The sequence below is a fragment of the Propionigenium maris DSM 9537 genome, assembly GCF_027925155.1.
Taxonomy (GTDB): domain Bacteria; phylum Fusobacteriota; class Fusobacteriia; order Fusobacteriales; family Fusobacteriaceae; genus Propionigenium; species Propionigenium maris.
Genome location: NZ_BSDY01000001.1, coordinates 260764 through 275676 on the forward strand (window position 1 = coordinate 260764; position 14913 = coordinate 275676).

Genomic DNA, 14913 nt, shown 5'->3' on the forward strand with positions numbered 1-14913 from the left:
GGTAGAGGTGGTAGAGGCTAAAAAGAAACCAGAGAAAAAAGAAAAGAAGTTCCAGCGGAAGAAGAAAGGCTCGATCTTCTATATGGGACCAACCATTAAGAGGGGGATCCTGGAGAAGGGGGCGGTATATAGAGGGGAACTTCCCAAGGAAGTAGAGGAAATTAAAAAAGAAAAACCTATACTGAGTCCTCTCTTTGTTGATAAGAAGGGGTATGTAGAGGCATGTAGGGAACTGAGAGATCTTGGATCCAGGTTGAGTGCTCTGTATAAGAGAGCAGAGGGAGGTAAGTAATGGGAAGTATTAACCATGGTGTAAGAACCGGAGAAAAGCCTACCTCCATAGCAGGGATTATTCAGAGTGGTAATACTGCAGTAATCATTGGAACTGCCCCTGTAAATACTGCTCCTGATCCTAAGGTGAATACTCCTGTAATCTGCTATACAGAGAAAGAGGCTCTGGAAGCTTTCGGATGGAGTGATAACTGGAAGGAATACACTCTATGTGAAGCTATAGATGTTTTCTTTAGGCTTTTTAAAGTGGGGCCTATAGTGATGATCAATGTCCTTGATCCCAAAGTTCATAAAATTTCTGTAACGGATGCAGCTATAACTTTTACCAAGGGAGTAGCTAAAGTTGAAGATAAAGGGGTCTTATTGGACACCTTAGAGATTACAGGCAAAGTGCAAGGGACAGATTATACAGCTGAATTTAATGAGGATGGAAGTGTAAATCTTATAGCTATAACTATTGCAGATGGAGATCTGACAGTAAGTTATGAGAAATTAGATCCTTCAGCAGTGGACGATGAAGACATCATAGGAGGAGTTGATCCTACCACTTTAAAGAATGAGGGACTTGCTCTTATTCCTAATGTATTTACTAAGTATAACAGAGTGCCTAACATAGGGCTTGCCCCGGGGTGGACACACATACCTGCAGTTGCTCAATCTCTGGTATCTAGTATGAAGGACATCAATGAGGTTTTTAATGGAATAGCTCTCACAGATATTGATACTGAAACTATAGATGCCTATAGCAAGGTCCCAGAGTGGAAGAATGAGAATAGCTATGTCCATGAGAATCAGTATAACTTTTGGCCAAGAGCTAATCTAGGAGATAAGGTCTATCATATATCCACTTTAGTAGCAGCTTCCATGTATATCATAGACCAGAATAATGAAGATATCCCCTTTGAGTCTCCTTCGAATAAGTTACTCATGACTACGGGAATATGTCTTTCAGATGGAACAGAGGTTGAGCTTAATTTAGGGCAGGCCAATTACTTAAATGACAATGGAATAGCTACTTCAATTAACTTCAACAATGGCTGGAGGCTCTGGGGGAACAGAACAGGATGCTATCCAAGCAATACAGATGTTAAGGACAATACGATTACCAATAAGAGAATGTTTATCTGGGATAACAATAACTTTACTTTAACCTACTGGCTTGATGTAGATAAGCCGGCAACACCGAAGCTCATGGATAAGATAGTGGATTCATATAATGACTACTACAATGGGCTTGTAACTAAGCAAGCGATTTTGGGAGGGAGAATAGAGTTTAATCAAAGCGAGAACCCTACTACCAGCCTTATAGATGGAAAGTATTACTTCAAAAGGTATATGGGACCTGTAGGAGTTGCAGAGCTTATAGAATCTGATCTTGAGTATGATACGGAATATCTGAAGACACTATTTGGAGGTGGTAATTAATGCTAGGAGGAATTCCTACTTCCCTGCAGGGGTTTAGTATATATCTGGATGCAATAAGAGACTTGGGAGTGGTAGACATTGAGCTGCCTAATATCCAGTTTATGACAGATACCTTAAGCGGATCTGGAATAGCAGGAGAGATTGAGTTTCCAGTTCCAGGATTAACCCAGGCAATGCAGATGAAGTTAAAAAAAAGAGCTGTGAACCAGCAATTTTCTACATTATTAGCACCTAGAATTCATAACCTGACTTTCAGAGGAAAAGTAGTTATGGCAGATCCGAGTCAGCCATATAGAAAGATGAAGAATAGGAATATAAGGATAGTTGCCAATGTGGCTCCTAAAGCCAAGAACTTGGGTAAGGGAGAGGTTGCAAAATCTATGGAAGTGGAATCAGAGTTCGAGTTGTTAAGCATCAGGGTATTTGTAGATGAAATACCCACTCTGCATATAGATAAACTTAACAATAAGTTTGTAGTGGATGGGATTAATTATCTAGAAGATGACGATTTCTTGTAGAAATAAAAAAAGCCCTCAAAAAATGGGGCTGGGCTCCTGGCTAAAGGTAAGGAGCCCATCTGAACACAGTCTGTACATGGTTTACATCTGTGTTGATAAAATAATACTACAACTGTAGCAAAAAATCAATACTGAAGTTTGTTTTTTTTGAAAAAGTTTAAGGTATATCATTTAATCGTTATAAGGCTGACAATAAAAACAAAAAAGGAAGAGACTCCTATCTTATGACAGGAGTCCACGGTTAAATATATCAAGAGGTTCAAACACTACAATAAAACAATACTACAACAGTACTAAAAAAACAAGATAAAATTGAAAGTTTTATTTGAAAAGGAGAGAAGAATATGAAAGAAAAAGAAAGAGAACCGGAGAAGAAAGTAGAAGTAGCCGGTAATACTATCATTGTAGAGCTTTCTAAAAAAGTTACTTTTAATGATCTTGAAGTTGAGAAAGTTGAGCTGGATTTTGGATCCTTAACTGGAGCAGATATCTGTGAGGCAGAAACCAACTTCAGAGATAGATTTTTTCAGCCTATTCCAGATGCGAATTACTCCATTGCATATCAGGCTTCAGTGGCAGCAAAGGCAGCTAAGCTACCCTATGAACTAATCCTAAAATTAAATCATAAGGAATTTTCAGCAGTAACAGGAGCAGCTAAGGGTTTCTTACTTGGGTAGACCTCGACTCTGAGAAAAAGATTCAGAAACTGAGGGAAGCCATCCTCACAGCAGGGATGGTTAGTAGGAGTGGAGCTGAGTTCTTCTATCGAATGAGACTGAAAGAATTAGTAAGTTGGTTGGAGGCGATACCTAGTGAGTAACAGGAACTTTATAATGAAGATTGGGGGGGTGGTGGATCCCTCTTTATCTAAAAGTTTTAATAAGTCCTCCAATGAACTAAAGAAGCTTAGCGATGAAATGCATAAGCTAAAAAGTACAAGCAGGCATATTTCAAAGTTAAAGCAATCTGAAGCTAAACTGGAGGAACAATTCGCCAAGGGGAGAGAGGAGTATAAGAGACAGCAAAGAGAACTTTATGAGACTAGCAAGAAGGTTGGGGCTCTTCAAAAATCACTTAACAAGACTAAGAAACCTACAAAGGCCATGATTAATGAGTTTAAGAGAGCTAAGAAGGCAGAGGACCGTCTGAAAATAAGTACTGAGAAGCAAAGGAAAGCTCTGGTTGATGGCATGAGGCAGATGAAGGAAGCCAGGAGTGAGACTAAGAAGTATTCTCAAAGTCAGGAAGAGCTTGCCAGGTCTATGAAGAAGGTAGAGGCTAGTCAGAAGAAGCTTAAAGCATATGAGGGACTGAAGAAATCTGTTTCTGATAATGCAGGAGGTACCTTTACCAGATCAGCAGGAGAAGCTGCAGTCTTAGGAGTCGCAGTTAAGTTTGCAATAGATGATGAAGAGGCTTTTGCAGATGTAAGGAAAACTACAGGACTAACAGGTAAGGAAGCAGAGAAGTTTCAGAAGGAACTTAAAAGAGCAACTAAGGATATTCCTAAGTTCAATGCTGAGATATACGAGATTGCTGCAGCTGCAGGACAGGCAGGAATAAATCTAAAGGAGATCCCTAAGTTTGCTGCAGACACAGCTAAAGTATCGGTAGCTTTTGATATGGAAGCTGGAGATGCTGGTGATACATTGGCTACCTGGAGAGAGGCATTTAAAATGAGTCAGAAAGAAGTAATGGTTCTGGCAGATCAGATGAACCTTATAGGAGATAGCATTAAGGTAAAACCGGCTCAGGTTGCAGAAATGACTACTACAGTAGGATCTCTTGGTAGACTTGCTAACTTTACAGAAGCTCAAACAGCCGCACTGGGAGGAACCCTGGTTGCATTGGGGATAAAAGACTCTAGTACTGCCTCTACAGCCATAAGAAAGCTTTACGGGACTCTGGCATCAGGAGAAGCAGCGACCAGTAGCGTATCTAGTGCATTTCAGAAGATGGGCTTAGATGCTATTCAGGTGGCTCAGGATCTTCAGAAGGATTCTGAAGGGACACTGATGAAGGTGTTCGAAGGACTTAATAAGTTAGATAAAGCTGAGCAGTTATCTGTAACTAAACAGCTATTTGGCGAGGAAGCAATGAACAGTATGGGAATGCTTATAAGTAACACTGAGTTTCTACAGCAGAATTTTAAGCTTGTAGGGGATGTCAGCAAGTATTCAGGAAGTGTCATAGCTGAATACAATAATAAGCTGGATACAACTGCTACAGATCTGAAGCTGGCAATGAAAGCTACTGCAGGTATGGCAGCTGCAACTACAAGATTCTTTCTTCCTCCAATTAGGAGTGCAGCTGGCATGATGGGAGAGTTTAGCAGCGGAATAAGTGAATTTACAGAAAAGTACCCGGAAGTTTCAAAGGTGCTTTCATATGGTGCTGCAGGTTTTATAGGTTTGAAGTTAAGCACAAGTGGAGCTGTGATGGGATTGAAGATGCTGGGAAACACTAAAAAGGATCTCATCTTCCTAAAGGATACAGCTATGCTCATAAAAGGCTGGAAGCAATGGGGACCTATATTAGGAGGTCTAAAGACAGTGATAACCACACTGGGAGCTGTAGGAAAAACAGCTCTGTTTAATCCATGGGTATTAGGAATAGGAGCAGTAGTTGCAGGAGGTTATCTGGCATATAAAAACTGGGACAAGATTAAAGAGGGATTTAAGGCAACAGGAGCATATTTAAAACAGGGAATCCCATTAGTGAAGGAGGCTTTTCTCCACATGGTTCCTGGTTATGCAATATACAAGAATTGGCATCTTATAAAGAAGGGTTTCAAGAATATCTATGACTATATAAGTGGTGGGATACTGAAGCTGAGTGATCTTTGGAAAAAATTCAATGTGCCGGGAAGAGCCTTTAAATGGGCCAAGGAAAAATATAAAAAGTACACCGGTGAAGGTGTGCCGGCATATGAAAGAGGTGGAGTAGTAACCAGTCCGCACCTGGCTATAGTGGGTGATTCTAAAGAATCAATAATACCCCATGACGGCAGCAGAAGGTCTAGATCTCTCTGGTATGATGCTGGAAATAGAATGGGAATGTTTGTAGGAAAAGGGATCCCCGACTTAGCTTCAAAGATTCAAGAAACTAAAGTAAATCAAAAAGTTAACAACAAAATAGATGTCCATATCTCAATAAGTCCTATAATTGATAAATATAAAATATTTTCTTTAAAAGAAATAGAAAAAGAAACAGCAAACTTAGGAAAACTCATAGGAGATGAAATAGAAAAAAAATTAGAAGAAATTGAAAGATCAAAAAGGAGGTTGAGTTTTGAATAGAGAAGTGGATATCTACAAAACTATTCAAGGAGATATGTGGGACAGTATCAGTCATAAAGTATACGGGGAGGATAAGTATTCAAAAGAATTAATAAAAGCAAATCCGAAATATATGAATATAGCGATCTTCAGTAGTGATATGGAATTGATCTGTCCTGACATACCTAAGGAGAAAAACTCAACCCTTCCTCCCTGGAGGCAATAATGAAAGTTAGAAGGAGCTATGTAAGGATAATTTATGAGGGAAGAGATATTACAGGAGAAATAACACCATATTTAAAAAGTGCCTCCTATACAGATAACCTAGACAAAGGAGATTCTGCAAGCTTTACTCTTTTGGGGGATAAATGGATCAATCAGTGGCCAATACTTAAAGGAGATAAATTCCAGATGGAGATAGTAGTTACCAACTGGCTCCAGGAAGGAGACGACAGATCTCTTAATTGCGGGACTTTTACTGTAGATGATATTTCCTTTAGTGGGGCTCCAGATCTAATGACAGTGTCTGGAACCTCGATGGACATCTCTAAAGGCTTAAAGGATGTAAAGAGAGATGGAACTTGGGAAAATATATCTCTTAGAGAGGTAGCCCAGGAGATAGCCAAAAAGAATTCTATGAGGCTATTCTATGGTTATGAGAAAGACATTCTTTATGACAAGATAGATCAGATAAAGGAGAGTGATTCCCATCTATTATACCGGATAGCTCGAGAACAGGGGCTTAAAATGAAGATTACAGATTCCCAAATAATTATTTTTGATGAGGAGAAGTATGAGAGTTTAGAAAGCATTATCTCATTCAATAAATCATCACTTATAAAATATAACCTTCAATGTGATGACCTAGATGTCTATGATACCTGTGAGATTACATATTACGACCCTGACTTGGGGGAGCAGCTTAAAGGAAGGTTTGAAGCCCCGGCAAGTCGTCTATATAAAGCCAAAACAGGAAAAGTACTATATAAGAATATGGACACAGGGGTTACCGGGAGAACAAAGGAGGAAAAGGAGAAGTTTCTCGATGAAAGGGCTAAGAAGCTCCTTAGGAGCAGCAATAGAAACGAGACCAAGGTCAGCATAAGCAATATGGGAGATGTTGGGTATGCTCCAGGGCTTACTATGTCACTGAATGGGTTTGGGATATATAGCGGGACATACCTTATTGAGTCTGTAACGCATAGCCTGGATAAAGGTTATATCTGCAGCATATCAGGTAAAAGGAGGCTGGCATTCTGATGGAGTTCAGGTTTATGAGGAGTGGAAAGATATCCTCTATTAATTATAAAAGATGCAGTGCCAGAGTTGAGTATGATGATGCTCCAGGGGTAATTTCTAAAGAGCTGAAGATTTTGTCCACCAACAGTAATAAGAGCAAGGGATACTCGATGCCTAGCATAGGTGAGGATGTAGTGTGTATCTTTTTCCCTCATGCCCCCAGTGTAGGATTTATTGTAGGAGCCTACTACTCAGGGAAGAACCTGCCAGCTGATACGGGAAAGATAAAATATATCTTCTTTCCAGATGGAACCAGGCTTAAATACGACCTGGAAGCAAGCCTCTTAGAAATTGATTGTGTGGGGGATATAGACATCTCGGGTGGCAAGGTGGTCAATATCCAGGCAAGAGAGGTAAATATTGTCGCTGAATCCTTTAATGTGTCTGCAGATGAGAGTAACTTCGATCATGACATCAATTGTGCTGATGTGGTAACAGATAAAGGTTCTCATAATGCTCATACCCATGTAGATGCAGAGGACAGGCCTACCACCCCGCCAGTATAAGGAGGAAAGCTATGATAGGAATACTGGGAGAGATCCCCTTCTCTGTAACTTTTGATGGAAACAACATCAAAGCCCTGAACTTTACCAATCTTAAGAGAAGTGGTGGAGCTAACTATGAGCAGCATAAAAGAAGAGGACTAAAACCGGTATTGGAGCTTATAGACCTCTCTCTGGAAAGTTTAAAACTGGATATCTCCCTAAGAAGTGACCTTGGACAAAAGCCTAAGGTGCTTCTAGGCATTCTTATTGCCTATTCAGAAGCCGGTAAGGTCCTGGATTTTGTACTTGGCCAAGAACTCTTGGGAAAGTTTGTTATAGACTCCTATGATGCCGGTTATGAGTACATAACAAATAACGGAAAGATAAGGAAGATTGATGTCGGTTTGTCTCTTAAGGAGTATATAGATGAAGTAGAAAGCACTATTGAAGTAGTCAGTACTCCAAAGAAGAAAACAGAAAAGAAGATTGTCCATGAGGACTATAACCAAGGAGCAATAATCCCATGATATATATTTTGGAAGCAAGGAAGAAGATTGATCTGAAAGCTAAAGGTATAGAAAGAATCCTTCATAATGGTTGTAACCTACTCTCAGTTATCCAGGGAGAGGTTGTCCTGGGAAGAGCTATAGGAATAGATGGGAGTATTGTAGACACCCCTATAAATAGAGCAGAAGGGCTTATGAAGATCAAGGAGCAGTTTGAGAAGTATGAACCCAGGCTTAAGGTGGAGAAGGTGACATATACTCTAGATCATCAGAGAGGAATCTTAAGACCAAAGGTGGAGGTGACAGTAGTTTGAGTAGTATAGATATTCATAAGGAGACAGCTGAAGATATAACAGCTAGAATGGTAAACAGATTTGAGGGATACAGTAAAGAGTCCTTAGGATTAGCTGATGAAAGACGTTGGATCTTTCAGACAGTAGCCTACGCCCTATTTGTAAGGAATGAAACTACAAATGAAGGGTTTAAGATGAACTTTGTGAGATACACCAAGGGAGAGTATGCAGATGAGATAGGAACATTTACCGATACAGAGAGGCTGCCGGCACACAGAGCCAGTGTAGTTTTAAGGTTTGAAATAGAGGAACCTAAGGAACATCTCATTGCAGTTAGTCCGATAAGGGTAACTCCTGGGAATGATGTATATTTTTTAACAGAATACTTTGAATTTAAGCCGGGAGAAATATCTAAGGACGTCATTGCCTTTTGTACTGAAGCTGGAGTAGTAGGGAATGGGTTCCTACCTGGTGAAATAAACAAGATAGTAGATCCGTTTCCATTCTATAAGGCTGTGAGAAACCTTGAGACTTCCCAGGGAGGAGCAGAGGTAGAATCAGACAACAGCCTAAAGAAAAGAATAATGGAGGCTCCTAGTAAGTTCTCAACTGCAGGTCCTGGAGACGGTTATAAGTATTGGGCCAAGACAGCTAACCAGGATATTATCGATGTGGATGCTGCCAAAACAACTCCAGGCACTGTGAGGGTGACTCCTCTTATGAAGGGAGGAGAGCTTCCCTCAGACAGTGTACTAGCTGATGTAATGTCTACATGCAGCGACAGCAAGAGAAGGCCGCTTACAGACAACCTGGAGGTAAATAAGCCTACACAGATCCCCTATGAGATAGATTTTACCTACTACATCTCCCGGAGCAATATAGGGCTTGTTAATGAGATTCAGAACAAGGTTCTGCAAGCTGTTGATGAGTATGTTCTTTGGCAAAAGGGAGCTCTTAAAAGGGATATTAACCCAACTGAGCTAAGTTACCTTGTGAGAAATGCCGGTGCTAAGAGACTTGAGATAAGAAAGCCCCTATTTACTCCTGTAAACATCTTTGAAGTGGCAAAAGAAACAAGTGTTAATCCAATATATGGAGGTATAGAGGATGACTAAGATCGATAACCTGGATATTCTTAAATTGCTTCCATATTTTATGCAGGAGGATGAGGAGGTTCGCCTAATTATGAAGGTTATCCAGGAGGAGCTGGATCTGATTAACGCAAGAGAAAGGAACCTCTTTGTCTATGGAGACTTTCAAAGCCTTAATGAAGCTGTATTGGATGAATTGGCCTATCAGTGGAGAACTGAAGGGTATGAGCAGACATTACCTAAGAGTGTAAAGGCTAAGCTAGTAGAGACATCCTATATAGTTAGGAAGACTAAGGGGACCAGCTATGCTGTGGAGAAGACAGTTCAAGATATCCACGGGGATTTTGAGCTTCTAGAGTGGTGGCAGTCGAATATGGAGCCATATCACTTTAAGATAGTAGGAGCTAGCTCTCCTCCTGGAAATAAACTGACTGAGATCTACAAAGCTATAGAGATAACTAAGAATGAGAGGAGCCATCTGGAAGGAATTATAGTAAGTAATCAGTGGGAAGGAACTAATTACCATGGTATTACTACTCATCTTTCTCTTTTTGAGAAGATTCCATTCAGTTCAGAGGTTATATCAGAAGCAGAGAAATATATAGGAGGGTTAAATGGCTAAATATACAGGGAATACCCTTACCAACTTGGGAAAAGACCTCCTGGCAAGGGCTGTTATAGGTGGAGAGGCTTTTACTTTCACCAAAGTAGAGCTGGGAAAGGGAGTTCCCGGTGGTGACTATGAAGAGCTTACAGGCTTAATAGAGCCATTCAAGGTGCTTGCCATAACAAGTACCGCGAAACTTGTGGGAGGCAGCTACAGGGTAAGGACAGCCTTTAGTAACAGCGGGATAATGGAAGACACTTACTTGAGGGAAATAGGGGTCTTTGCCAGGGGAGAAGATGGAATAGAGATACTCTACTCTTACTGTTACACAGATACCCCGGATCTGATACCGGCTGAAGGGGGAGGTGTTCTTGAGAGGGTGGAAGACGTAATAACCTATATTTCCAATGCTGCCAATGTTAATGCTGTGATAGATCAGAGTAAGGTCTATGCCACTATAAAGGACCTTACAGAGGGACTAGCTGAGAAGGAAGATAAATTTGATAAGAATAGTGGGTTCAACCTAGATAAAACAGATAGCGCAGAGACAGACAGCTCTATACTTGTAGCAACTGCTAAGGCAGTTAAGAAAGCCTGGGATAAAGCTAAAGAAGCAATTGGATTTACAGATACCAACAAGGCAGCAATCTTAAATAATACAGAACAAATAGATAGCCTACAACCGTTTTGTAAAATATTAGAATTCACAAGGTTTGAGGAGTTAGGGCTAAATCCTCCAGTTACAACGAAGCAAATAATAGACATCCTACCTGACAAATCTAGGCTAGTTTTAGCTGCTAATATTGACGCTATAACTGATGCTCCTGTAAATGGTGGAACATTAATTATTGAAAGACTTAGTAATTTAAGAATTACGGTTGAGTACACTGGAAATCATAATGGAGTTGTATCAAATAAGTTTATCGGTGGTTGTTACAATGATATATGGTACGGTTGGAAGCAGTTGGATTATCTGTAATATCTAAGTTTGTTCTGCTAGTTTAAAGGGAGGTGAGCAATGAAATATAACTTGTTTGAAAGAAAGATAGCGACTTCTTGGGAAGAGGCGGAGAAAAAGCTTTTAAAAAGTACTGATCTTGATGGAGAAAGAATAGATGAAGACTATAAAAAAGCTTTCCCTTATGACTATAACCCTGAGATTCACTTTATTTACAAGGGAGAATTAACTGGACCTTACAGAATAGAAAAGGACTTTTCCCTATATTTTTATAATGACAGAGAGCAGGTTGAGTTGAGATATAGGTTTCTAGGAGAAGGAGAGATACTTGAAGGAGATAACATAAAGCAAGTTCCTTCTCCAAGTCCATTTCATAACTGGAATGGAGAGGAGTGGGTATATGATATTGAACTTGAAAGAAAATATTTAAATGGTAAAATTCAAATAACAGAAAGAGAGATGGAGGTAACACAAGCTCAAATAACTTCAAGAAAATCACTAGGGATGTATATTGCTTCGCTGGAGGCCAAAGTTAGCGAACTCTTAAAGAGACACTCTGATCTTTGCTATGAGCTTTCTGAAACATATAAGGGGGAGTAGATGGTATCTATAATTGAATTACTGCTTAAGGATCCAGTACAAGGGCTTATAGCAGTGTTATTTATTCTTTTCTTCTATCTCTGGAGGGAGCAGGGGAAGATTAAAGCAGAAATCTCCAGTGTTGAAAGGTTTCTTGACAAGAAAAAGCTAGATAAGGAGGATTTTGGGAACTATCAGTCTGGCCATTCAAAGGAACACAAGGATATTAAGGAGTATTTAAAGCTAGCCATAGAGCTGTTAAAGGAGAGGTTAAAATGAATAGGTTAGGTAGTAGAAGTAATAAGAGTATAAAGAATATAGATCCTAAGCTTGCAGTTATCATAGGGGCTGCTTTAGCTGAAGGAAATGTAGATTTTACAATTACCTCTGGATTTAGAACTAAGCAAGAGCAGCAAACTCTTTATGCACAAGGTAGAACTAAAGCTGGAAAGAGAGTGACTAATTGTGATGGGGTAAAGAAGAAATCATATCACCAGACAGGAAAAGCAATAGACTTTATTCCATATCCTTTTGACAATGATTGGAATGATACAGAGCAATTCAGACAGGTAGGAGAGGAACTTCTTAGAGTAGGTCAGCTGTTGGGGTATAACTGTAGCTATGGAGGGCATTGGAAATTGTTTGAGGATTGGCCACATTTTCAGATTAATGATTAGGAGAGTGATAGCGTGTTTGATTTCGTAAAAGAGAATTTAAATTTAATTTTACCTCTGGCTACATTTTTAGCAGGATGGATTTTACCTGTACCATTATTCCTCAAACTAGGTGAGAGTGTTTCTGAGAGTATTCCACCTGCATTGGCTAAGATTCTATCGGATAGACTTAAAGCCTTTGAGAGAGGGCTAATGATGGCTGATTTTAGAGGGGATACTAATCTAGTTGATAATGATACTGTCAAGAATGAGTTGAAGAAGGTAAAGCTAGATCTGGGTTTGAAGGAATAGGGATAAAGAATAAATATTGGTCCTTATATATGAATCCTCTTAAGAGGAAGACAGAGCTGATTAAGTTACGATTTAATATAAAATTTTAAAAGCCAAGGATTTCAACCCTTGGCTTTTAAAATCTATAAAGAACCAAATAAAAATCGACCGATTAATAAAAAACACTTTATAAAACTAGTTTCTGGAACAAAATATCTAGACATGAATAGTGGAAAATGCTAGGATTATGTTGCTTAAAAAAACTCTCTATGAAGAATGAAGTGATTGATATGTCTGCTGCTATAATTCCGGGGGTAACTCTTGGTTTATTTATTGCTTGGATATTTTTTAGAATAAATGATGGCAAAAAAATTGACTGGGGAATGACACTGGCTTATATTCTGCTAATAAGTGTGATGTGGATATATGGTATTTATTAAAAAGTTGATAGAAGCTCTCAAAAGTGATAAAGAAGGTATAAAGGAAAGTCTATAGATGGATTAAAGAAAATTTCAGATGAAGAACTTTTAAAAGGGGTTACTGGAGACAACTAAAAAAGGGTAGCTTATAGCTACCCTCTTTTTATAACAAGTTAATTTTCTAAATATGCACCTAACATCCAGAGATTCTTTTCATAGATACCAATATAATTGTCGAGCATTCCTACAGTTTGCTCGTCACTGTTTTCGGCAGCTAAAACGGAAATTTCTCTTAAATGTTTTAAAACCTTTTGGAAATCTTTAAATACAAGTTCAGCAGCTTTAACAGGTTTTATAGGTTTGCTGTCTATTTCTTTTAAAGTGGCGTTCTCTATATAATCCTTCATACTTGCAAGAGGTCGACCTTCTAGAGTAAGGATTCGTTCAGCAATTTCATCAAGTTCCAGTGCAGTCGCAGTATAGAATTCTTCTAATTTTAGGTGCATTTCATAGAACCCAACTCCTACAACATTCCAATGAAGATTATGTATTTTAGTGTAAAGTACATGTAAGTTTGAAAGGTAAATATTAAGCTCATGATTCACTTTAGCTGTTTTCTCTTTATTAAGACCTATTCTCATATATCCCTCCTACAGAAAATAAAATAAAACAATAATTTTATATTGAGAATAATTTAAAAATCCTTTTTTTAAATTATGTGATATAACCGATAATGATTTAAAACGATGAATTCTTCTTCAGGATTAAACCCAAGGTTTTTTTATTATATAAAAAAAAGCTTCTTTTAAAAGAAGCTCTCTCTAAAGAAATAGAATTTAATTTACACCATATTTGGATCCAAGACCCTTTCCAGTGGTATTCCATACCCTTCCCTTCATTCCGATACCCTCTTTTATTTTAGCAGATATCTTGTTCATTTTCATAAGAGAAGCATTTCCATAATCCATATCCATATTTACGTATTCATAGGTCTTTGTGAAGATCTTATCCTTGACTCTTCTCTGAGTACCGTAGAGATACATCTTACCCTCATCAAGCACAAAGAAAAGCCTGAATTCATCGTGGCCAATGAAATAATCTATAGCTATTCCCATGGCCATATCTGTAGCGGTTTTGCCCTTTTCATCGTTTATAACCTCGCTTGCTTTAACGACTTTGTATCCGCCTTTGTCTTCAAGATTTGCCACTATCATTCCTTCTTCCTTAAGGATGTCTTCAACTATATTGAGGACTTCATGCTGATTTAATTCTGTAGCAGCAATATCAAAGGTACTTCTTGTAGCAATAACGCTGCTGCAACCAGTAACGATAAGTAACAGTAGCAGAACAAATAACTTATTAATTTTTTTCATAAAAACTCTCTCCTTAGTAAAATTACGAACAGCTTCTTTTGAGAACCATTCTATTAATAGATATTATGTAGGTTCGCATGAGCGATGATTTATTTATTAAATGTTAGAATCTGTAACCAACGGCAAGATAAACAGTTCTGAACTTATCTGTATCGGAATCACTGTCTTTGGAGCCATCAAATCCTTTGGCAGTACCTGTTGCTTTAAACTTACTCAACTCAAATCCTAATTCTGCATTGAAGTTATTGTATTCTATTCCTGTGGCAATGCCGGCTATCCACTTACCTTCGATTTCGTACTCCTCTTTAACCAGGAAACTACCATCACTATCTAAAAGAGTAGCATCAATAGAAGTGTCTCCCCATAGCCATCCACCTTTAGCAGATACAAATGGTTTCATTCCATTTATCTCATTGAAGTTGTATCTGATTACACCTGCTAATGAAAGAGTATTTAAATCTTTGAAGCTTTCCTTCTCATCAGTACTTTCCATCTCCATTGAAACATCTAAATCATATACGTTGTACCCCATATTGAAACCAACCTCTAAATTGTTTGTAACACCATATAAAACATCTATTTCCCCACCATAGACATTTCCAATATCTCCTGTAGTTGTTTCCCTTCCCATCTTAAGCTTTGGAATGAATGACAGGTCCCCCTGTGCTGCCTCTGCTGAAGTAGCAATGATTCCTAGTGTAGCAATTGTAACTAATGACTTTTTCATAATAATTTTCTCTCTCCTTTATATTTATATTTTTAAAAAGCGTAAATTAGTGTTGGTATATCTTGTGACTAAAAGTTAGGTTTGAAATATAGTAACTTTTCAGGAATTTAAGTATACAAT

At 38.6% G+C, this 14913-nt stretch carries 20 protein-coding genes; 17 read left to right on the forward strand and 3 right to left on the reverse strand.

Translation table 11 applies throughout. From position 1 onward, the window contains the following. Positions 1-7 precede the first annotated feature (7 nt). From QMG11_RS01310 to QMG11_RS01390, 17 genes are all read left to right on the forward strand, one after another. Positions 8-292 (forward strand): hypothetical protein, encoded by a 285-nt coding sequence (locus QMG11_RS01310; protein ID WP_281832733.1) that lies wholly within the window; start codon positions 8-10, stop codon positions 290-292. Continuing rightward, positions 292-1716: a phage tail sheath family protein gene (locus QMG11_RS01315; RefSeq protein WP_281832735.1), complete on the forward strand. Its 1425-nt coding sequence runs from the start codon at positions 292-294 to the stop codon at positions 1714-1716. Before QMG11_RS01310 ends, QMG11_RS01315 begins: the two co-directional genes overlap by 1 nt. Then, positions 1716-2234, forward strand: a complete 519-nt coding sequence (locus tag QMG11_RS01320) for a phage major tail tube protein (RefSeq protein WP_281832738.1) — start codon at positions 1716-1718, stop codon at positions 2232-2234. Before QMG11_RS01315 ends, QMG11_RS01320 begins: the two co-directional genes overlap by 1 nt. Before the next feature lie 344 nt (positions 2235-2578). Next, a complete protein-coding gene (locus tag QMG11_RS01325; RefSeq protein ID WP_281832741.1) occupies positions 2579-2911 on the forward strand; it encodes a hypothetical protein in 333 nt (110 codons plus the stop codon). Positions 2912-3046: 135 nt separating this feature from the next. Next, a complete protein-coding gene (locus QMG11_RS01330) occupies positions 3047-5533 on the forward strand; it encodes a phage tail tape measure protein (RefSeq protein ID WP_281832744.1) in 2487 nt (828 codons plus the stop codon). Then, on the forward strand, positions 5526-5738 hold the full coding sequence (locus tag QMG11_RS01335) for a tail protein X (RefSeq protein WP_281832746.1): 213 nt from the start codon (positions 5526-5528) through the stop codon (positions 5736-5738). The genes QMG11_RS01330 and QMG11_RS01335 overlap by 8 nt, the downstream gene beginning before the upstream one ends. Further along, the gene (locus tag QMG11_RS01340; RefSeq protein ID WP_281832749.1) at positions 5738-6772 is read left to right on the forward strand and encodes a phage late control D family protein; all 1035 of its coding nucleotides are present in this window, start codon (positions 5738-5740) and stop codon (positions 6770-6772) included. Before QMG11_RS01335 ends, QMG11_RS01340 begins: the two co-directional genes overlap by 1 nt. After that, positions 6772-7317 carry a phage baseplate assembly protein V gene (locus QMG11_RS01345; RefSeq protein WP_281832752.1) on the forward strand — a complete coding sequence of 182 codons (546 nt, stop codon included), beginning with the start codon at positions 6772-6774 and terminating at the stop codon, positions 7315-7317. Before QMG11_RS01340 ends, QMG11_RS01345 begins: the two co-directional genes overlap by 1 nt. A gap of 11 nt (positions 7318-7328) precedes the next feature. Then, positions 7329-7823 carry a phage tail protein gene (locus tag QMG11_RS01350; protein ID WP_281832760.1) on the forward strand — a complete coding sequence of 165 codons (495 nt, stop codon included), beginning with the start codon at positions 7329-7331 and terminating at the stop codon, positions 7821-7823. Then, positions 7820-8116, forward strand: a complete 297-nt coding sequence (locus QMG11_RS01355; protein ID WP_281832763.1) for a hypothetical protein — start codon at positions 7820-7822, stop codon at positions 8114-8116. The genes QMG11_RS01350 and QMG11_RS01355 overlap by 4 nt, the downstream gene beginning before the upstream one ends. Then, positions 8113-9210 carry a baseplate J/gp47 family protein gene (locus tag QMG11_RS01360; RefSeq protein ID WP_281832765.1) on the forward strand — a complete coding sequence of 366 codons (1098 nt, stop codon included), beginning with the start codon at positions 8113-8115 and terminating at the stop codon, positions 9208-9210. Before QMG11_RS01355 ends, QMG11_RS01360 begins: the two co-directional genes overlap by 4 nt. After that, positions 9203-9808 (forward strand): phage tail protein I, encoded by a 606-nt coding sequence (locus QMG11_RS01365; protein WP_281832768.1) that lies wholly within the window; start codon positions 9203-9205, stop codon positions 9806-9808. The genes QMG11_RS01360 and QMG11_RS01365 overlap by 8 nt, the downstream gene beginning before the upstream one ends. Further along, complete coding sequence (locus QMG11_RS01370) at positions 9801-10772, forward strand: hypothetical protein (RefSeq protein ID WP_281832770.1); 972 nt, start codon at positions 9801-9803, stop codon at positions 10770-10772. The genes QMG11_RS01365 and QMG11_RS01370 overlap by 8 nt, the downstream gene beginning before the upstream one ends. Before the next feature lie 39 nt (positions 10773-10811). Beyond that, on the forward strand, positions 10812-11351 hold the full coding sequence (locus tag QMG11_RS01375) for a hypothetical protein (RefSeq protein WP_281832772.1): 540 nt from the start codon (positions 10812-10814) through the stop codon (positions 11349-11351). Further along, positions 11352-11609, forward strand: a complete 258-nt coding sequence (locus tag QMG11_RS01380) for a hypothetical protein (protein ID WP_281832774.1) — start codon at positions 11352-11354, stop codon at positions 11607-11609. Continuing rightward, a complete protein-coding gene (locus QMG11_RS01385) occupies positions 11606-12007 on the forward strand; it encodes a M15 family metallopeptidase (protein WP_281832775.1) in 402 nt (133 codons plus the stop codon). Before QMG11_RS01380 ends, QMG11_RS01385 begins: the two co-directional genes overlap by 4 nt. Before the next feature lie 12 nt (positions 12008-12019). Beyond that, complete coding sequence (locus QMG11_RS01390) at positions 12020-12295, forward strand: hypothetical protein (RefSeq protein WP_281832776.1); 276 nt, start codon at positions 12020-12022, stop codon at positions 12293-12295. Positions 12296-12866: 571 nt separating this feature from the next. Here QMG11_RS01390 and QMG11_RS01395 read toward each other — a convergent pair. The 3 genes from QMG11_RS01395 to QMG11_RS01405 form a co-directional block, all read right to left on the reverse strand. Beyond that, a complete protein-coding gene (locus QMG11_RS01395; protein WP_281832777.1) occupies positions 12867-13334 on the reverse strand; it encodes a Dps family protein in 468 nt (155 codons plus the stop codon). A 195-nt stretch (positions 13335-13529) separates the two neighbouring features. Continuing rightward, entirely contained in the window at positions 13530-14066 is a 537-nt protein-coding gene (locus tag QMG11_RS01400) for a lipoprotein (RefSeq protein ID WP_281832778.1), read from the reverse strand. A 103-nt stretch (positions 14067-14169) separates the two neighbouring features. Next, positions 14170-14793 (reverse strand): putative outer membrane beta-barrel protein, encoded by a 624-nt coding sequence (locus tag QMG11_RS01405; protein WP_281832780.1) that lies wholly within the window; start codon positions 14791-14793, stop codon positions 14170-14172. Positions 14794-14913: the final 120 nt, after the last annotated feature.